Raw genomic sequence first — 17,207 nt, forward strand, 5'->3', positions numbered from 1 at the left:
ATTTATTGCTTTTTAAAGGAAGGGTTATGCATGAATCCATCGATCCAGATTGACACTTCAATTGATCCAATGGTAGCAACCAATTTGCAATCAGAAGGCCCTTTTGCCTCATGGGAATTGTTTCAGATGGCTTACGAAACATCGAAACATGTCGCTACCCCTGAATTTAAAGGCCTTCAATCACCAACTTACCTGCCTCACGTCGAATTTCTCCCCCATCAGCTAAGCTGTGCAGAACAAGTCGTGGAAGAAATGAATGGGCGAGCGATTCTCGCAGACGAAGTAGGCCTTGGTAAAACCATTGAAGCCGGGTTAATTCTAAAAGAGTACATGATTCGGGGACTTGTGAAGAAAGTCCTTATTCTAGCCCCCGCATCCCTTGTGAACCAGTGGGTACAAGAGATGAATTCAAAATTTTATATCCCTGCAGCCGCTCAACGAAAATCAGCTATTTGGGACTATGATGTTGTAGTATCTTCCATTGATACAGCCAAACGAGCGCCCCATCGTGAGAAAATACTAGAAACAGAATATGATCTCATTATTATTGATGAGGCACACAAGTTAAAAAATCATAAAACAAAAAACTATGAATTCGTCAGATCTCTTAAGAAAAAATATTGTCTCCTGTTAACCGCCACACCTGTTCAGAACCATCTCGTCGACATCTTTAACCTGGTTTCCATTTTAAAACCAGGTCATTTAGGAAACTATGAAGATTTCACAAAACGCTTTGGACGAAATCGAAACCAACTCTCGAATGACGAGCACTTGAAAGAGCTCGTCAAAAAAGTAATGGTCCGCAACCGCCGAGATGAGACCGGTGTCGACTGGACGAAACGGAAAGTTGAAACGATTTACATTGATTTCACCGAAGAAGAAAAGAAAGCCTATGAGAAGCTGTCGGAAGTCACAAGCGGCGGGATGGCTTTCTCAAATATCGTTTTGTTACGAGAATTGTGCTCAAGTCGGGAAGCGTGCTTCCTTTCTATACAAAGCATGTTGAAGAATGAGGATATTCATCCTTCACGAGCAGAACAACTTCAAGAGATGATTGGCTATATTGAGAAAATGCCTCATCACGCAAAAGCACAAAAAGTGGTCGATTTAATCTCAAAGACGGATCAGAAATTCATTATCTTCACCGAATACAGAGCATCGCAATACTACCTGCAGTGGTACTTGAAGCAACATGGCATTACTTCCGTGCCATTTAGAGGTGGTTTCAAGCGAAGTAAGAAGGATTGGATGAAGCAACTCTTCCAAAATCATGCCCAAGTCTTAATCGCGACAGAGGCGGGTGGTGAAGGGATCAACCTGCAGTTTTGTAACAACATGATTAACTACGATTTACCTTGGAATCCAATGCGTCTTGAACAGCGAATTGGACGGATTCACAGGTTTGGCCAGAAAGAGGATGTGAACATTTATAACTTCGCGATCCGGGACACCATTGAAGAACATGTTCTGTCTCTTCTTTACGAGAAGATCCATCTATTCCAGAGAGTCGTCGGAAACCTCGATGCGATCTTACAGAAGCTAGAGCTTGATAACTTAGAAGATGAAATTCAGTCTATCTTTACAAACTCCGCTTCTGATGGAGAAATGAAAGTTAAGCTTAACAACTTATCATCCGTGATATCCTACGCGATGGAACAAGACCAGGAGGTGGAAATGGATGGAACAACAGGCGCTTCATAACTTCTTACACCGGTATTTCACTGCTAATGAATGCTCCATCATAGAGGATCATGATGGTGTGATGAAAGTTCAGTTAACAGAAGAACAAGATGAAGTACTCATGAATCGCCCCTTCTATTGGAATTACGTTAAACGAGTGAACGGGAAAGGAATTCCGATGCAAGTAACGTTTATCACCAATCCTAATCGCCGGGAAGACAAAGGAGAGTGGGTACATTTCGGATCTCCTCGTATTCATCAGATGTTTAAAATGTTACGAAACAAAGGGCAACTAACCAGGCAATATGAACAAGTGGAAACTATACAACAAACAAGCCTTACTCCCTGGCTGATCCTGAACGCTTCCATTCATTTCAAAGGAACGCAAAAACGTCAGGAAATTGTCTCGTTAGGCCTTCAATTAATTAACGGAACGATAATCCCTGAGTTTATGGACCGGTTAGATTCTGTTACGCTTTCCCCTACCATTCCAGATTACTGTTTCACATTGTCACCAATTATCAAGCTTCCAAGTGCTTTAAAGCGAATCGAAGCTTATATACACGGGAACGTTATGAAGCAAGACCTATCCTTTGGGGAAGAAGCTTTGCGATTATTACAAGAGGAACAGCAATTGCTTGACCATTTTTATAAGAATGATCTTTACGAAGATGAGGGAGAAGAGGAGAAGGAATCTGCTCAAAAGAAAGCAGAAACAAGAGAACGACTCGCAAGGGAACAAGATGCGCTGCAACAACGATACGAGCCAACGGTTAAAGTAGATGTTATCAACGCAGGGATTCTTTACATGACCCACTCCACATCTGCTTCCATGATTAAAGGACGCCCATAACCTCCTCTTTTATAACAAACAACATAAAAAAGTCGTATGTTCTACTAAAGGAACATACGACTTCTTATGCAATGGGGAACATTAATGCTGTTTCTTGTTAAACATAAACTTAAGAGCAAAAGGGAGCACCCCAAACCATTTTGAGCTTAAGGCTGCTTCTTGCTGTTTCTTTTGTTCTTTTCGTTTTTTTCGTTCTTCTTCGGGTAAATCCATGTACTTCACAATTTCTTGCGTCATAAATTTTACATAGTCATTTCCTGACATAGTCACTCACCTCTCATCGGGTGTATGTCAGTAGTATTACCGAAAAAGTCCTATTTTATAAGAGGTTCTACTTGATGCACGATTTCATGAATCGTGCGATCATTCGTCGTGATGGTTACGTCAGCCCATTCTTTGTAGATAGGCAGACGTTTCTCATATAAAGCCTGCCTTTTAGAATGATCCTGGTTCCAAAGGGGCCGATTAGGATCCTCTTTGAGACGCTCAATAATAGAGGCGAAATCTGTATGTAAATAAACTGTGGTACCTGATCGTTTCATAACAGAACGGTTCTCCATCGTTTCGATAATCCCACCACCTGTTGCGATTACCGCACCTTCCGTTTCTACACTTCTTAATGCCTCAGCTTCATATTCTCGGAAAGAGGATTCTCCCCCTTCAGCGAAAATCTCCGGAATCGATTTGCCGGCCCGGTCTACTATGGTCTGATCTAAATCAATGAAGGGCATTTTTAGGTGCTCAGATAGAACAATCCCAACGCTTGATTTCCCACTTCCCATAAAGCCAATTAGGTAAATGTTTACCAACTCTGTTCCTCCTTTTAGTGCATCGGCTGATCTAACGTAGCCTGAATTAACGTCATTAAACGAGGGGACACAGAGTTTGGATCCACCATTCCGTCTTTTTCTGTTTTCACTTGCATAAGGTCCTTTAAGATCTCTTGTTGAGCCTCCCCAAGGTCAACGCCACCTTGTTCTAGCGCATACTTCAACGCATATACTCGTTCATGTAATACTTCCCGGTCCATATGATCCGCTCCTTATTCTTGTTTCATTTATCTTATCACAAGAAACAAGGGTAACGACAGATTCAGCTTCGAGTGTTCAAAAATCCTCTCTGCCTAAAAAAAGATCATCACATTGATGATCTTTTTTTAATCAAACGATAAATACTTCCGTCACATCACGTAAACGAATCGTATAGGTATGTTTTGTCGATTGATCTACAACGTTCAAACGCTTATTGATTCGATCCACACTTTTGATTTTCACTTTCTTTTGGTTGTAATCAAACCCATTATGGTATTTAATCTCCACTGTGAGATGATCGTTCCAAGCCCGGTGCAACTTAAAGTCAATTTCAGCAGCCTGGTCTTCTGCCAACATTCCTCTTTCAACTCGTTCATCCTCTTTCCACACTTCCTTCAGCATTTTCACATGTTCCGGAAGCATCATAGAAGTCCACTTAATAGTCCCTCTATCTCGCAATCGGTCGTCAGCCATTTTATCCCACCTTCTTCCGGAGAGGACCAATGGAAAGGATGCTACTCCGATTAAACTTCCTCACCTTTTTCTTGTTATAGCAATAAGCCAAGATCCATTCTTCATCTACATTCATTATTCTGATTCTCCTTTGAGAAAGTTGACCTTCTTTCGATAAATAAATCATTTCAAGAATGCTCCGGGTTTCTTTCGCCTTTATAAGTAATCCTTCCATTTGTCATCCCTCCTACATTCCATTATACGAACATCTGTTCTTATTATAACCAAAACTTCATTAAAGTTAAACGCAATTTTTCAATTTCCATTAACTGTTGGTTTTTAGAATGAAAATGTTCTTTAGAAGAAGCCAATATGTCCCCTCCCCAAAAAAGTTCAAAAAAAAGAAGGATTCCCCCTATTCTTGTCGAAACCTTAATCAAACCAGTATAGGAGGTGTTTCATGGATTGAATTTTGTCACCCAGCAGTCTGAAGAGATTTTATCTAGCGCGACCAGTAAGCGTTCCTCTGATATTCACTTTTGCCCGGAAGGTGATTCGGTTCATATTTATTTCAGAATCGATGGTTATCGCACCTTTTCCTCCTCTCTCTCACGCCAGCAGTACGCGCCACTACTTTCTTACTTTAAGTTCACATCAGGTATGGACATCGGAGAAACCCTTACGCCCCAAGACGGGAAATCCCAGTATGTAAATGGCACCCATTCGTATGATCTACGCCTTTCTACTCTCCCCCTTGATGAGACAGAAAGTCTTGCCATCCGCATTCTCCCTCAAAAAGAAGACCTGCCGCTCGAGTCTCTGTTCTTATTTCCATCACAAACGACTCATCTCAGAAAATGGATCGGCCAGCAAACCGGAATTATCCTTTTCACAGGGCCAACCGGGAGCGGGAAGACGACCACCCTCTACGCATTACTTCAAACGTTACTAAAAGAACAATCCTACCAAACCATTACCCTAGAAGACCCGATTGAGCAAAAGCTCCACGATATCTTACAAGTTCAAGTCAACGAAAAAGCAGGGATGGATTACTACGCCGGATTAAAAGCCGCCCTCCGTCATGACCCGGATATTTTAATGCTCGGAGAGATTCGAGATGAAAAGACCGCTCAGTTTGCCTTCCACGCCGCTCATACAGGTCATCTTGTTCTAACGACCCTTCATGCCAGAGATGCATATGGCACGATTTATCGTCTATTAGAAATGGGGATCTCCAGAACGGACTTAGAGCAAACGTTAATTGCCATCGCCTCCCAACAGTTGCTTCCTATTGCAACCTCAAACCCTCTCAGACAAAGTCGTGCTGCCATTGTTGAAATGCTTGACGGCCCCCGGTTACAAGCTGCCTTAAATGGACATTCCCCTCACGAATCCGTTTCTTATCATTCCTTTTCTTATTTAAGGAGGAAAGCTTATGCTCTCGGATTTACTACCTAATACACGTAGATGGGTGTCAGGAGTCCGACCTTCCTCTATTAAGATGAAGATCCAGATTCGATTGTTACAACGACTATCTCACCTACTGAGCAGAGGATATTCTCTGCAGCACTCTCTCGAAATCTTATCTTTTGATTCAAGCTTGCACCCACCTATAAAACGGTTGAAACACCACCTGCTAGAAGGCGTATCTTTAGAAGACGCGTTAGAAGAACTCGGGTTTTCTAAATATGTCGTCTCCTTTTTGCACGTCGCGAAAATGGATAACAAAATTGAAGATGCTTTGATTAAAGGGAGTAACCTTCTCCTTAAACAACAAACTTACCAAAAGAAGTTCGTTACACTGATTCGCTATCCACTCGTATTATTTTTTCTCTTCATTGGGCTTATGGTTTTTACGAAGCAATTTCTCCTTCCTACTTTTTTGCAACTTTATGCTTCAATGAATTATGAATCCGCCAAGATTACACAACTGATCAAAGGGTTGAACCTCTTCACAAGCCTCTTGATTTGGCTCTTTCCTATAACTGCAGGTGCGGCCGGTATCTGGATGTGGGCTAAACACAAGCTAAGACCAACACAACTCTCCCGTCTATATGAACGTCTCCCTCTCATAAGGGACATCATTACGTTACAAACCACATTTTTGTTCACCTATCACTTCGGTTGCCTTCTTCAATCAGGGGTGTCTGTAAGAAAGAGCCTTTCTCTTTTATCCACCTCTCCCCATTTTCCGATTCTTCATTTAGAAACGAACACTCTTTATCAAGAATTAGAGAACGGAAGCTCTTTATCATCAAGCATTCGAACATGTTCATTTTTGAAAGAAGATCTGGCTACTCTGATTCACCAGAGCCAGAATGAAGGAAAGCTCTCAGATGATTTGATCGTTTATTCAGAATGGATCATCGAGGAGATTGAACAAAAAGCAAGCAAGTTTCTCTCGTTCATACAACCTGTTATGTTCCTCTTACTCGGTATTAGTATTCTGTTTATTTACTCCTCGATCATGATGCCAATTTTTGAATGGATGAAAACGATGTAGGAAAGGATGGATCTAATGAAGAACCAAAAAGGGTTTACATTAATCGAAATGCTCATTGTCCTCATGATTATCTCCACCCTGCTGCTTGTGACCATACCAAACCTCGCTTCAAATAATTCCATGGTTGAAGCCAAAGGATGCGAAGCTATGGTGAAGCTGGCTGAAACGCAGGTCCAAGCTTATAAAATTGAAAATAAAGCCATGCCAACAGATCTTGAAACTCTTGTCACAGATGGGTACCTGCAGCAATCGACTTGCCCAGGAGGAGAAACGCTTACCCTAGAGACAGACGGAACGGTTACGCCAGGAAGTAATGAATAAAAAGGATGAGGGTTTTACGTTGATTGAAATGATGATCACGCTAAGTATCTTCGGTGTGCTGTTAAGCTGCACAATTCTATTAACAGACCGATTGTTCGTCAGGGCCCAGGAAGACCTCTTTTTGAAGCAGTTTTACGAGGATGTTCTCTTTATGCAGCAAGAAACGATGACGAAGCAAAAAAGGTACGAGCTTGTCTTTTTTGAATCACAAGGGGAGTATCGGATTTTTACGGAGGGGTATACAAAAGTTCTCCTATCAAGGTCTGTTCCCTCGCGTTGGTCGATTAAGATGTGGACGCTAGAAGACCCTATTGAATTTAAGTTTGACGGACAAACGGTTCACCCAGGGAAGTTTGCTTTCAAGTCTCCCCACAGCACCTTCTTGATTACATTTCCTTTTGGGAAGGCACGTTTCTATGTTACAGAACAATAAAGGATTTCTACTATTAGATGCTTTGTACAGCCTTAGTTTACTTCTCCTCCTCACTTTAACGCTATTTCCTGTTCTGCAAATTGTATTATCTAAACAATATGAGTTAGAAACAAAGCGAAACATGGCCCTCTCCCTCCATAACGAATTAACACGGCTTAAAGACTCGTCTGCTCTCAGGGAGAAGGAGATCACTGTAAACGGAGTAAGAGGGACTATTACGTTAGAAGAGCAAGCAACTGAGTTAATGGGATGTATAGCCTGGCAAACTCCGTCAAAAGGAGGAGAGGACCATCTTTGCTTTTATATCCCTCCTAAAAGATAGTAAAGGATTCACGATTATTGAAGCTCTCTTTGCTTTACTCATTTCCCTAACCATCACACTCTTGCTCCCAACGCTTATGCAAGTACTTACTACCACTCACCAAACAAGTTTTGTGGAGGATACTAAGATGCAGCAGTTCTTCTTGTTTATCCAAGAAGAAGTTTATAACACAGAGAAAATCCACGTGATTGAAAATGGAGTTCAGTTCGTTCATTACAGCGGGAAAGTAGTGACCATTAAACAAAGCGGGTCGAACATGATTAGACAAGTGAATGACTCTGGGCAAGAAAGACTTCTTTTTGAAGTAAAACATTTCAAAGCTCAATCATCCTTTTCTTTCATTACCATACAGGTTGAGCTTCTAGGAGGTGAGCAGCTCGAGAAACAATTCCGACTCTATCAACAACCAACATGGGTTTACCTTCCCCCTCTTGTTAACCATCATCCTCTTCACCCTCCTCCTAATCAGTTCGTCTCTTTTGTCATTTGTGAACCGAATCCATATGACAGACAATTATATCGAACAGCTTAAAATTGAGACGCTCTTTCATCGTGCTCAGAACGATGTAAAAAAACATGAACCGAAAAGCGATCTTGTATTCACACAGGAGTTGTACAAATATACAGACGGTGAAGTACAAGTCTTGTACAACCTTAGCTCAGAGGATGATCGATCGATTACGTATGAAATAAGAACTGATGAAGGATATAGCAAAATCATTACCCAGCACTATCTGAAAAGCCAAAAAGACCCCTATTAAAATAATAGGGGTTTCATGTATAATCTTCTTCTATTGTGGCATCATAATGGTTGTAAGGCCATTGGGCTATAGCCAAGCGGTAAGGCAGCGGTTTTTGGTACCGTTACGCGCTGGTTCGAATCCAGCTAGCCCAGTCTATGTCTAAGCTATTTCATGAGAATGAAGTGGCTTTTTCTTATGAAATCTTCGTTAAAGGCGCTATTTGCTTTACTTTTGTAATACTCTTCAATCCATCCTCGTTATAGCCAACTACTAATTTCTTACCATCTGTTAAAATTGGACGTCTTAACAGTTTCGGTTCTTTCATGACTAAAGAAATGAACTCAGAAACACTTAAATCGTCCACGTCTACATTTAAGGATTTATACGTCTTTCCTCTTGTGGCAAGAATTTCATCAATGCCTTCTGTTGTAAGGCTTAAAATCTGTAAAAGTTCTTCATAAGTAGGAGTTTCTCTAAATATGTGGCGCTCACTAAAAGGGACTTCCTGATCTTTTAACCAGGCTTTTGTTCGACGACAAGATGTACAGCTTGGGTACGTATAAAATTTCAAATCACTCATGTGATAACCTCTCCCTTTTTTCTTTTTCTGTTTAGTTTTGTTATACCTATTGTATAACCGTTGTATAACGATTGTACACTTATTTAACTTAAATTTTTTTAAAAAATTTGTACATTTATTTACAAATGATGGTTTAACCCCGCCGTAAAGCCATTTTATTCTATAATGAAAGTGGATAGCTTATAAATGGAGGGGATTTCTATGGATCATACATTAAAAGTGACAAATGTTCTTGCAGACGCTACCCGATATTCAATTTATCAGTTTATAACGAAACATAACCAAGCTGTTTCTGTGACTGATATTGCATCTGAATTTGGCATTCATCCAAATGTGGCCCGTTTGCATTTAACAAAGCTTGAGGATGTGCAACTTTTGGTTTCAAGTACTCAGAAAACAGGTAAAGGAGGTAGACCGAGTCGTCTCTATCATTTATCAGAAAACGACGTTAGCTTGCAGTTTCCATATCGGGACTACCACCTATTGGCCAGAATTGCGCTTGAATCTTTAATGGAATTGGGTATGGAAGGAGAACGAGTCCTTTATTCAACTGGTTTTAAATACGGAAAATCGTTGTTTAAACAAAGTTTCGGTAACCAAAATCCTGAACGTTTATCTATTGAAGAGAAAATCAGCTGGTTGCAAGATTCGGCAATTATCATAGGCATGTTCCCGAATTTCGAGTATGTTAAACATAAAGAGACAATCTTTTTTTCATTATCAAATTGTCCATTTAAGGATCTCGCCAAAGAAAACCCTCAACTCGTTTGCACGATGCATGGTTTCTTTTTAGAAGGAATGATGAGAGCTTTATTTACGAATATTCACTTAAAAGAAGTGCATAATATGATGGAAGGATGCGCTACTTGTTCTTATAAAGCAGCGTTATGATAGGGGTTTCATTTCATTTATTTACAATAAAGCAAGAGTCGTTTATAATTACCATGATAAGTCACCTTTGGGATAAAGGAGGGGGATACAATATGGACCGGATGTTTCGCGTTCTCGCATTCTGGACAGGGATCTTTACGGTTATGTTCTATGTTGGCGAGATGTACGATGCTACAGTTCTATTCTTGGTGCAAACAGTCTTTTTCGTTACATTAAGTTATTTAAAACTTTCAGAGCGCATGTATATGTACATATTTGGCGCTTATTTAACCATTTTCTTTATCGGTTTCACTTATTATTCTTCATTCTTATTACACCCAAGTTTCGGACACTAAAAAAACGGCATCGCTACGATGCCGTTTTTTTATATGTCTTATAAAAATGGGTTCATAACTTTCTCTTCTCCAACCGTCGTTCTACCACCATGCCCCGGATAGACTTTCGTGTCATCACCAAGAGATAATAGTTGGTCTTCTATACTTTCTTGAAGTGTTTTCATATCTCCCCCAGGTAGATCTGTACGTCCAATTCCTCCTTGAAATAACGTGTCACCTGCGATGACGAAGGATTGTTCTTTAAACCAAAATGAAACGCTTCCTGGCGAGTGTCCTGGTGTATGGCGAACTTCGAATGTAAAACCATCCATATTTATTGTGCCGAGTTCGATTAAATGATCCGCGTCTCGCGCTGTCACCTGCCCCATCTGGAAGAATTTCGATCCATTTAATTCTGGCTTCCCTAGCCAGTCTTCCTCTTCTTTATGTACATACACCGGAATACTGAAATGATCACGCACTTCATCTACTGCTCCGATGTGATCAAAATGAGCGTGCGTTAATAGAATGGCAACCGGAGAAATCTCTCTACGTTCTATCATTCGGATAAGCTTCTCTCCCTCACTGCCAGGGTCAATAATAAGCGCTTTCTTTTCTTGTTCAATGATATAACAATTTGTGCCTAAAGGCCCTAGTGGCAACTGTTCAACGTTCATGTTCATTCCTCCTGAAAAAGTTTTCATAAACTGCATGTAACATCTCGACAAACACGCTAAAGTCGTTTAGAATGTATGAGGAGATAAGCTACGTTACATACTATTATAGTAGTAATTAAGCGCGTCGTCTAAGACGATCGATTCGATCAAAGGGGGTTAAGGAATATGGTATTAGCTATTATGTTGCTTGTCGTAACAATTCTATGTGCTCTTGCAGTATTCCGCGAATTAAAAACGAACAATCTATTTGCTGTAGCTTTTGCTGGTATTTCTACTTTGGTGTTTGGATTCTTTTCCATTATGACGATTATTTCTCAGTTCACCAATTCCGGTGGCGGAGGTCATTAAAGCTAAAGGACCTAATACGGCAAAAAAACCCTGCCTCTTGCAGGGTTTTTTTATTGGTCTATCTCCATATGTTTCAGCTGCATTTTATTTGTAAAGAAGTACTTATACATCATCAGCGTAATATAAATAGCACTCAACGAAACAGCCGAGAAAATGCTAAGTGAGATGACTAGCTGATACTTAATCGCCATAATTGGACTTACCCCGCCAAGAATTAATCCCGTCATCATACCCGGTAATTGAACAAGCCCAATCGTTTTTAACTTATCCACATTCGGGATCAGAGAAGCTCCAAGGGTCCTCTGAATAATAATCTGAGAGGCTTCTTTAGGCTCAGCCCCAAGGGATAAAGCAGCCGTAAGTCTCCCCTCATTTTCTTTAAACTCACTTTTTAACCTCTCTAGTGCTAATCCCATCGCAATCATACTATTGCCAATGACCATGCCACTCATTGGAATGACTTCATTTGGCGTAAATTCAATCATATCAAATAATAGCCACAGTCCAAGCACACCCACTTCAATAACAATTAAACCAATAAAAATAACGCCCAGAACAGACGGTAACCCCTTTCCTTTCTTTCGAGCGTGAAAACTAGCAACCGTAATCATCACCGAAAGCATAAAAGGGATTCCAATATAGGCTGGCAGGTCAAATAAAAAAGTCAGCAAGTAACCAATGGCAAATAACTGAATCGTCCCCCTGATGGATGACCAAATAATCCCTTTATTCAAACCCAATTGATAGTAGTAGGATAATGTTAAAGGAACAAGGACAAATACAACTAAAAAAAGTAGTGATTGATTTGATATCTCTGGTGACATGGATGATCCCTTCCCATTTAAGCCTCTTTAAGACATAAACGATGTTAGTTCTTCTGTTTTTGGATTTGATAGAAGGTCTTCGATATTGCCTTCTTCTACGATTTCTCCGTCTGCAAGAAAAATCCCTCGGCTCCCCAACCGCTTTGCCTGATCTAAATGGTGGGTCACCATAATTAACGTAACTCCTTGCTCAACGGCTAACCCTTCTAACACTTGTTCTATTTCCTCCGTTGTGTGCTGGTCCAACGCACTAGTCGGCTCGTCAAGAAGCAAGACAGATGGTTTATTCGCTAGTGTTCGGGCAAGCGAAACCCTCTGCTGTTCTCCCCCGGATAGTTGATCTATCGCCCGGTTCAAATAGTCTAGTGGGAGTTGAACTGCTTCTAGTAACGATTTCGCATTCGAGTCTTTCCACTCTCCGTGTAAGGAGGGACCAAACTTCAAGTTATCAAGAACAGTCCCCGGAAAAAGATTCGGAGCTTGCATAACAAGCCCAACTTGTTTCCGCAGCTCAATAATTCCATAATCCTGAAGGTTCTTCCCTAAATACTGTATCGACCCTTCTTCAGGGTCACTTAACCGGTTAAAAAGGTGGAGGAGCGTACTCTTTCCAGCACCGGAAGGTCCAAAAAGCATCACATTCTCCCCTTTTTTCACTTTAAAATCCAACTGCTTTAAAGGGGACTTATTTACGTTTTTAAATATAAACAACGGTTCCTGTTCCAAAAGTGTTCATCCTCCTGACCCGCTCACCAAACCATAGACTCTTTTCGTTCTAAAAATCCACAACCTTCCATTAAGTAAAGCCTCCCACCTGGTGAACATGTAATAGAAGACTGGGATCTCCCCTCTAGTATAACCTCATGACGATCGTTTATAAGATCCTCATGAGGTTATAGCATTCGCCGTACTTCAAGAGGTTGTTTCATAATCAAGAAAAGTATGACATTCCCACAAGGGGAAAGCAATGAATAACAGTCTAGGTAGTCTTATTCAAGAGGCACTGCCAGACTTACCGCACAAATTTCTTTTACTTTTTCCAAATGGACAGGAAATGATGAAAGAGGAAGAGGATTGATGCCTCGCCCTATTTCAACGGTGTATCCCTCTCTCTTATACTCTTGTATAAACCAATCTTTATAACCTGCAAAGCTTTCAATCGTTCGAACAGGCAAGTAACCACTCTTTTTATAAAAGGCATCTACCGTTTTAGAGGATTGAACAGGCTCCATACCCTGATATCCCCAGTAAACGACTTCTCCTTGAGAATGAAAGGCTAACACCCGATCGAAATCCCGTTTTTTTGTAAGCATAACCATCGCCTGTGCCTCAGGTTCAGTCAATGGTTGTTCTCCAGGATAATCCCTGAAAGAAGGTTGTTTAGGCTTTCTTGCTCTCTCCCATTCCCATCTTGCAGGAAATTGATTATTTAAATCCACCCCTCTGATATTCCCTTTCCAGGGTGTAAATGTTTGATTGATTCCATTCATTTTTGCGAACTCACTAGGGTCGCTTCCATGCGGCGGGCCATGCATCACAAGGTCTACACCATCAGGATTCACCATAGGAACTACGGAGAGCCTTGTTTGTGAAAACAGCTCTCTTGCTTTCACCTCACCAAAGACACCATCATGGTTAATTGCTTTCACATATTGTCTGACTACATCCATTAAAACCGCACTTGTCATCCATTCATTGGCATGAAAGGATCCATTCCAATGAATAGATGCAGGCCCTTTTCCAATTGTTAATTCATAAATGGGTTGACCAAGCACCGAGTAGCCGATTATTTCCTTGGTGACAAAGGTGGCGTACTTAGTTACCTCACCTATTTCTTCTTCTAACGCCTTAGAATCATAAGGATACCTCATCATTCTCCCCCTCTTTAGAATCTAAGCCTATTTATTACTCAAGTCCTATCATCTTCTGAATCCTAATAAGATTGAAGGCATGATTAGAGAACCCTAACCTCTTCTTACTTTATTCTACCACCCCTATTAGAATGAAGCCTCACTATAAAAAAGGTACTTCTGCATGTGCAGAAGTACCTTATTCGTTAGTTTTTATCTTCTTTATCTTTTTCATCGGCTACCGTTCCGTTTTGAAAATCGTAAAAGCGGAATAGGTCACCATAAACAATTTGGTCTGAGTAATCAAGTTCTTGTTGAGCCTTTTTCTGTAGAGGTTCACAAGAATCCCCTTCTAGCTCTTCACCTGATTCACGGTCATAGCAATGGCCGCTTGCATACAAGTAGTCCTCTGTAATAAAGCTTCCATCTCTTAATACAACGAAAGGATCAACATCATCAGTAAAGAGATCTGTACCAAATTCGATATCTCCGCCCGTATCAATTCCTAACATACTTAAGATGGTTGGCTTCACATCCATCTGGCCACTAGGTTTAGAGATGACTTTATTTCCTTCATGCCCTGGAATATGAATAAAGAATGGTACACGTTGAAGCTGTGTATGTTCATAAGGGGTAATTTCTTTCCCCAGGAACTGAGACATCGCATTATTGTGGTATTCACTAATACCATAGTGATCCCCGTAAATAACGATGATGCTATCTTTATAAAGCCCTTCATCTTTTAGCTTTTGGAAGAACTTCTCGATCGATTCATCCATATAACGCACTGTAGTAAAGTACTGATTGAGTGTTTTAGAACTAGAATCATATTTGTCAATATGCTGGTCTTCCTCAGGAAGTTCAAAAGGAAAATGGTTCGTAAGTGTAATGAACTTCGCATAATAAGGCTCTTCTAAATCTTTAAGCTTATCGACTCCCTGGTCGAAGAATGCTTTATCATCTAAGCCCCACCCAATTGTATTCTCTGGTGTAACATCGAAGCTTTCTTCACCAAAGAATTGATCATATTCTAATGAATCATACATGACGTCACGGTTCCAGAAACTTTTGTTGTTTGCGTGATAAACGGCTGAATGGTATCCATTTTCGCCCACGATCTCAGGCACAGCATTAAACTCATTTTGCGAATGAGTAAAGAAAACGGCTCCTCGACCAAGGGGGTATAGCGAGTTCTCTACTACAAACTCAGAGTCTGAAGTCTTCCCTTGTTCGGTTTGGTGATAGAAGTTTTCAAAGTAATAGCTATCATCAATGAGATCGTTTAAAAATGGTGTGATCTCTTTTCCGTTAATCTTCTTATTGATCACAAAGCTCTGTAAAGATTCGGCAGAGATATAAATGACATTTTTCCCTTCCGCGATTCCTTCAAGCTCGGATTCTTGTTTACTTTTCACTTCATTTTGAACATAGTCACGAATGTCACTCATTTCACTTCCATCTGCTAAAACGCGCTGCGCTTTTGTTTTGGAGTGAAGCGCTACATCATAAATATGATAGTTAAACACACCGATATTCTTCACTAAGTATTCACGGTCAAACGTGCGCTGGAACAACATCGGACGTTCAATTTCTGCAAGGACAAAGTTTGTCATAACGAGCACAATCGCAATACCAGCTGCTTTAAATTTCATTCCCTTAAAGCGTGGTTGCGCGTCCACCGCTACACGCTTACTCAGATAGTAAACAATAGCTACATCAACGAATAATAATAGGTCAGTAGCGTAAACTAACCCCAATATACTAGACCCTAAATCACCCACATTGTTCGTTTGGAACAATACCGGTATGGTTAAGAAATCTGTAAACGACCGGTAGTATAGGACATTAAAGTATAGGACAAGAGTCATTAAGAGTGATAAGTGCTTAATATACTTGATTTGTCTTTCTGGCTTCAGTAATACAACAAATGTAAAGAATAATACAGCTGTTGCAAATGGATTAATAATTAAAATGATCTCTTGTAGGAAGTTCTCAATAGAGAGATCAAAAATAAAACGATATACAAAATATGTTTTAACACCAAAAAGCAAAGCAGCAACCAGATATAATGGAAGTGACTTCCTTTGCAACATATTCCTTTCCTCCTCGTTCTTTAAATATTCTATTGTTGAGTTCTCATTTCATTCGAATGAATACCTAATACATTTAAATTCCACTTTCTACAGTATTCTAAACAACCACTAGTCTATATGACGGTTATGATACCATAAAAGTTTCAAATATGATTAACTAATTTTTTACATACAATTTAAAAGGTATTCACACAAATAGACGGATATGAATAAAACATCCCTACACGACAAATAGAATTTGTTCAATTTCTCTAACATTTTCTCTTCATACACAGTAAAATCCTGTAACAAATGGTTACAGGATTCATTGGAATTCTCTTGTCTCATTTATTGGCGTGCCAAGTAAGCGGCACCTATGACACCTGCATCGTTACCGAGAGATGCTATTACAAATTCTACAGCGCTTCCGGTACGCTGTAAAGTAAATCTATCAAACTTCGAGCGTAGTGGCTCTAATAGTTGGTCTCCGGCTTTTGAAACTCCTCCCCCGATTACGATCTTAGAAGGGTTAATGGCAATGGCCATATTAGAGATCGCTAGCCCTAATACATTTGTAACATGATCAATAATTTCTTTTGCTAACTCGTCTCCGTCTGCTGCAGCTTCAAAGACATCTCTCGCTGATATTTCTCCAGATTGATCATACTGTTCTTTTAAGGATGTGCTACGACCTTGTTCAATTCCATCGAGAGCAGAACGAGCAATGCCTGTAGCAGAAGCTTCCGTTTCAAGACAACCTGTGCGCCCACAATTACAATGTCTACCTCCGTTGGCTATCACTGTCATATGACCAAGCTCTGCAACCGTTCCATTTGCCCCGTGCAGCAGTTCACCATTTGCAATAATGCCACCGCCAACGCCGGTACCTAGTGTATAGGCAAGTAAGTCTTCAGCCTTGTCTCCTGCACCTTTCCAATACTCTCCAAGCGCAGCTAGATTGGCATCGTTTTCGATTCGAACATTGTAGCCCGTTGCCTCCCCTAAGAGCTTACTTAAAGGTACATCTTTCCAACCACCGATATTTACGGCTTCATAAACGATCCCTTCTTCTAAGCTAATATATCCTGGGGCACCTGCACCAATCCCCTTAAAATCTTCATGGGACAAATCTAACTTTCGCTGTTCATTCCGGATGGATGTGGCTATATCTTCTACCATTCCTTCAGGTCCGCCTTCTACCACAGTCGGGATCTCCCACTTATGAATAATTTCCCCATCATATGTAACGAAAGCCAATTTAACAGTTGTGCCTCCGATATCGATTCCAATTACGTTTTGTTGTTCCATGTCC

The 17,207-nt window shown here is 40.5% G+C and carries 24 protein-coding genes and 1 tRNA gene; 13 read left to right on the plus strand and 12 right to left on the minus strand.

What is annotated here, in order from left to right:
* Window positions 1-30: 30 nt before the first annotated feature.
* Together LQ226_RS07260 and LQ226_RS07265 are read left to right on the plus strand one after the other, a co-directional pair.
* Window positions 31-1,701: a DEAD/DEAH box helicase gene (locus tag LQ226_RS07260; protein ID WP_231417174.1), complete on the plus strand. Its 1,671-nt coding sequence runs from the start codon at window positions 31-33 to the stop codon at window positions 1,699-1,701.
* Window positions 1,679-2,533, plus strand: coding sequence for a YqhG family protein (locus tag LQ226_RS07265; protein WP_231417175.1), 855 nt, complete (start codon window positions 1,679-1,681; stop codon window positions 2,531-2,533). Before LQ226_RS07260 ends, LQ226_RS07265 begins: the two co-directional genes overlap by 23 nt.
* Window positions 2,534-2,614: 81 nt before the next feature.
* Here LQ226_RS07265 and LQ226_RS07270 read toward each other — a convergent pair whose 3' ends face one another.
* The 5 genes from LQ226_RS07270 to LQ226_RS07290 all read right to left on the minus strand — a co-directional run bounded on the left by LQ226_RS07270 (window position 2,615) and on the right by LQ226_RS07290 (window position 4,252).
* Window positions 2,615-2,797 (minus strand): YqzE family protein, encoded by a 183-nt coding sequence (locus tag LQ226_RS07270; RefSeq protein WP_231417176.1) that lies wholly within the window; start codon window positions 2,795-2,797, stop codon window positions 2,615-2,617.
* Between the two features lie 50 nt (window positions 2,798-2,847).
* Entirely contained in the window at window positions 2,848-3,342 is a 495-nt protein-coding gene (locus LQ226_RS07275) for a shikimate kinase (RefSeq protein ID WP_231417177.1), read from the minus strand.
* Between the two features lie 14 nt (window positions 3,343-3,356).
* A complete protein-coding gene (locus LQ226_RS07280; RefSeq protein ID WP_231417178.1) occupies window positions 3,357-3,563 on the minus strand; it encodes a hypothetical protein in 207 nt (68 codons plus the stop codon).
* Between the two features lie 130 nt (window positions 3,564-3,693).
* Window positions 3,694-4,038 (minus strand): YolD-like family protein, encoded by a 345-nt coding sequence (locus LQ226_RS07285; protein ID WP_231417179.1) that lies wholly within the window; start codon window positions 4,036-4,038, stop codon window positions 3,694-3,696.
* Window position 4,039: 1 nt separating this feature from the next.
* Window positions 4,040-4,252, minus strand: coding sequence for a hypothetical protein (locus LQ226_RS07290; RefSeq protein WP_231417180.1), 213 nt, complete (start codon window positions 4,250-4,252; stop codon window positions 4,040-4,042).
* A gap of 230 nt (window positions 4,253-4,482) precedes the next feature.
* Between LQ226_RS07290 and comGA the strand changes: the two genes are divergently transcribed.
* The 8 genes from comGA to LQ226_RS07330 all read left to right on the plus strand — a co-directional run bounded on the left by comGA (window position 4,483) and on the right by LQ226_RS07330 (window position 8,491).
* Complete coding sequence (comGA, locus tag LQ226_RS07295; protein ID WP_231417181.1) at window positions 4,483-5,475, plus strand: competence type IV pilus ATPase ComGA; 993 nt, start codon at window positions 4,483-4,485, stop codon at window positions 5,473-5,475.
* Window positions 5,453-6,520, plus strand: a complete 1,068-nt coding sequence (gene comGB, locus LQ226_RS07300; protein WP_231417182.1) for a competence type IV pilus assembly protein ComGB — start codon at window positions 5,453-5,455, stop codon at window positions 6,518-6,520. Before comGA ends, comGB begins: the two co-directional genes overlap by 23 nt.
* A 15-nt stretch (window positions 6,521-6,535) precedes the next feature.
* Window positions 6,536-6,841 (plus strand): competence type IV pilus major pilin ComGC, encoded by a 306-nt coding sequence (gene comGC, locus LQ226_RS07305; RefSeq protein ID WP_231417183.1) that lies wholly within the window; start codon window positions 6,536-6,538, stop codon window positions 6,839-6,841.
* Window positions 6,834-7,274: a competence type IV pilus minor pilin ComGD gene (comGD, locus tag LQ226_RS07310; protein WP_255687788.1), complete on the plus strand. Its 441-nt coding sequence runs from the start codon at window positions 6,834-6,836 to the stop codon at window positions 7,272-7,274. The genes comGC and comGD overlap by 8 nt, the downstream gene beginning before the upstream one ends.
* Window positions 7,258-7,596, plus strand: a complete 339-nt coding sequence (locus LQ226_RS07315) for a hypothetical protein (protein WP_231417185.1) — start codon at window positions 7,258-7,260, stop codon at window positions 7,594-7,596. Before comGD ends, LQ226_RS07315 begins: the two co-directional genes overlap by 17 nt.
* 76 nt (window positions 7,597-7,672) lie before the next feature.
* Entirely contained in the window at window positions 7,673-8,128 is a 456-nt protein-coding gene (locus LQ226_RS07320) for a competence type IV pilus minor pilin ComGF (RefSeq protein ID WP_370635455.1), read from the plus strand.
* Window positions 8,100-8,357, plus strand: coding sequence for a hypothetical protein (locus tag LQ226_RS07325; RefSeq protein ID WP_231417187.1), 258 nt, complete (start codon window positions 8,100-8,102; stop codon window positions 8,355-8,357). The genes LQ226_RS07320 and LQ226_RS07325 overlap by 29 nt, the downstream gene beginning before the upstream one ends.
* Before the next feature lie 62 nt (window positions 8,358-8,419).
* Window positions 8,420-8,491 (plus strand) — tRNA-Gln (locus LQ226_RS07330).
* A gap of 41 nt (window positions 8,492-8,532) precedes the next feature.
* Here the strand turns inward: LQ226_RS07330 and LQ226_RS07335 are convergent.
* Window positions 8,533-8,919, minus strand: a complete 387-nt coding sequence (locus LQ226_RS07335; RefSeq protein WP_231417188.1) for a Spx/MgsR family RNA polymerase-binding regulatory protein — start codon at window positions 8,917-8,919, stop codon at window positions 8,533-8,535.
* 201 nt (window positions 8,920-9,120) lie between these two features.
* Here LQ226_RS07335 and LQ226_RS07340 point away from each other — a divergent pair, with 201 nt between their 5' ends.
* The gene (locus LQ226_RS07340; RefSeq protein WP_231417189.1) at window positions 9,121-9,810 is read left to right on the plus strand and encodes a helix-turn-helix transcriptional regulator; all 690 of its coding nucleotides are present in this window, start codon (window positions 9,121-9,123) and stop codon (window positions 9,808-9,810) included.
* A 92-nt stretch (window positions 9,811-9,902) separates the two neighbouring features.
* Window positions 9,903-10,145, plus strand: coding sequence for a DUF2626 domain-containing protein (locus tag LQ226_RS07345; RefSeq protein WP_231417190.1), 243 nt, complete (start codon window positions 9,903-9,905; stop codon window positions 10,143-10,145).
* A gap of 38 nt (window positions 10,146-10,183) precedes the next feature.
* On the opposite strand, the gene LQ226_RS07350 is transcribed toward LQ226_RS07345, so the two are convergent.
* Entirely contained in the window at window positions 10,184-10,801 is a 618-nt protein-coding gene (locus tag LQ226_RS07350) for an MBL fold metallo-hydrolase (protein WP_231417191.1), read from the minus strand.
* 165 nt (window positions 10,802-10,966) lie between these two features.
* Here LQ226_RS07350 and LQ226_RS07355 point away from each other — a divergent pair, with 165 nt between their 5' ends.
* The gene (locus tag LQ226_RS07355; protein ID WP_231417192.1) at window positions 10,967-11,149 is read left to right on the plus strand and encodes a DUF2759 domain-containing protein; all 183 of its coding nucleotides are present in this window, start codon (window positions 10,967-10,969) and stop codon (window positions 11,147-11,149) included.
* 50 nt (window positions 11,150-11,199) lie between these two features.
* Here the strand turns inward: LQ226_RS07355 and LQ226_RS07360 are convergent, their stop codons facing one another.
* From LQ226_RS07360 to LQ226_RS07380, 5 genes are all read right to left on the minus strand, one after another.
* Window positions 11,200-11,973, minus strand: coding sequence for an ABC transporter permease (locus LQ226_RS07360; protein WP_231417193.1), 774 nt, complete (start codon window positions 11,971-11,973; stop codon window positions 11,200-11,202).
* A gap of 27 nt (window positions 11,974-12,000) precedes the next feature.
* Complete coding sequence (locus LQ226_RS07365) at window positions 12,001-12,699, minus strand: ABC transporter ATP-binding protein (protein WP_231417194.1); 699 nt, start codon at window positions 12,697-12,699, stop codon at window positions 12,001-12,003.
* Between the two features lie 263 nt (window positions 12,700-12,962).
* Window positions 12,963-13,847, minus strand: a complete 885-nt coding sequence (locus LQ226_RS07370; RefSeq protein WP_231417195.1) for a M14 family metallopeptidase — start codon at window positions 13,845-13,847, stop codon at window positions 12,963-12,965.
* Window positions 13,848-14,029: 182 nt separating this feature from the next.
* On the minus strand, window positions 14,030-15,916 hold the full coding sequence (locus LQ226_RS07375; RefSeq protein WP_231417196.1) for an LTA synthase family protein: 1,887 nt from the start codon (window positions 15,914-15,916) through the stop codon (window positions 14,030-14,032).
* Window positions 15,917-16,243: 327 nt separating this feature from the next.
* On the minus strand, window positions 16,244-17,203 hold the full coding sequence (locus LQ226_RS07380; protein WP_231417197.1) for an ROK family glucokinase: 960 nt from the start codon (window positions 17,201-17,203) through the stop codon (window positions 16,244-16,246).
* Window positions 17,204-17,207 lie beyond the last annotated feature (4 nt).

It is taken from the genome of Pontibacillus sp. HN14 (assembly GCF_021129245.1).
Lineage (GTDB): Bacteria > Bacillota > Bacilli > Bacillales > BH030062 > Pontibacillus.

Bases quoted from the DNA above. Each gene is read 5' to 3' on its own strand.
- LQ226_RS07345 (WP_231417190.1), top strand. From the start codon at position 9,903: ATGGACCGGATGTTTCGCGTTCTCGCATTCTGGACAGGGATCTTTACG.
- LQ226_RS07285 (WP_231417179.1), bottom strand. From the start codon at position 4,038: ATGGCTGACGACCGATTGCGAGATAGAGGGACTATTAAGTGGACTTCT.
- comGC (WP_231417183.1), top strand. From the start codon at position 6,536: ATGAAGAACCAAAAAGGGTTTACATTAATCGAAATGCTCATTGTCCTC.
- LQ226_RS07280 (WP_231417178.1), bottom strand. From the start codon at position 3,563: ATGGACCGGGAAGTATTACATGAACGAGTATATGCGTTGAAGTATGCG.
- LQ226_RS07335 (WP_231417188.1), bottom strand. From the start codon at position 8,919: ATGAGTGATTTGAAATTTTATACGTACCCAAGCTGTACATCTTGTCGT.
- LQ226_RS07350 (WP_231417191.1), bottom strand. From the start codon at position 10,801: ATGAACGTTGAACAGTTGCCACTAGGGCCTTTAGGCACAAATTGTTAT.
- LQ226_RS07260 (WP_231417174.1), top strand. From the start codon at position 31: ATGAATCCATCGATCCAGATTGACACTTCAATTGATCCAATGGTAGCA.
- comGB (WP_231417182.1), top strand. From the start codon at position 5,453: ATGCTCTCGGATTTACTACCTAATACACGTAGATGGGTGTCAGGAGTC.
- LQ226_RS07370 (WP_231417195.1), bottom strand. From the start codon at position 13,847: ATGATGAGGTATCCTTATGATTCTAAGGCGTTAGAAGAAGAAATAGGT.
- LQ226_RS07360 (WP_231417193.1), bottom strand. From the start codon at position 11,973: ATGTCACCAGAGATATCAAATCAATCACTACTTTTTTTAGTTGTATTT.
- LQ226_RS07320 (WP_370635455.1), top strand. From the start codon at position 7,673: ATGCAAGTACTTACTACCACTCACCAAACAAGTTTTGTGGAGGATACT.
- LQ226_RS07380 (WP_231417197.1), bottom strand. From the start codon at position 17,203: ATGGAACAACAAAACGTAATTGGAATCGATATCGGAGGCACAACTGTT.
- LQ226_RS07270 (WP_231417176.1), bottom strand. From the start codon at position 2,797: ATGTCAGGAAATGACTATGTAAAATTTATGACGCAAGAAATTGTGAAG.
- comGD (WP_255687788.1), top strand. From the start codon at position 6,834: ATGAATAAAAAGGATGAGGGTTTTACGTTGATTGAAATGATGATCACG.
- LQ226_RS07290 (WP_231417180.1), bottom strand. From the start codon at position 4,252: ATGGAAGGATTACTTATAAAGGCGAAAGAAACCCGGAGCATTCTTGAA.
- LQ226_RS07355 (WP_231417192.1), top strand. From the start codon at position 10,967: ATGGTATTAGCTATTATGTTGCTTGTCGTAACAATTCTATGTGCTCTT.
- LQ226_RS07325 (WP_231417187.1), top strand. From the start codon at position 8,100: ATGACAGACAATTATATCGAACAGCTTAAAATTGAGACGCTCTTTCAT.
- LQ226_RS07265 (WP_231417175.1), top strand. From the start codon at position 1,679: ATGGAACAACAGGCGCTTCATAACTTCTTACACCGGTATTTCACTGCT.
- LQ226_RS07340 (WP_231417189.1), top strand. From the start codon at position 9,121: ATGGATCATACATTAAAAGTGACAAATGTTCTTGCAGACGCTACCCGA.
- LQ226_RS07375 (WP_231417196.1), bottom strand. From the start codon at position 15,916: ATGTTGCAAAGGAAGTCACTTCCATTATATCTGGTTGCTGCTTTGCTT.
- LQ226_RS07315 (WP_231417185.1), top strand. From the start codon at position 7,258: ATGTTACAGAACAATAAAGGATTTCTACTATTAGATGCTTTGTACAGC.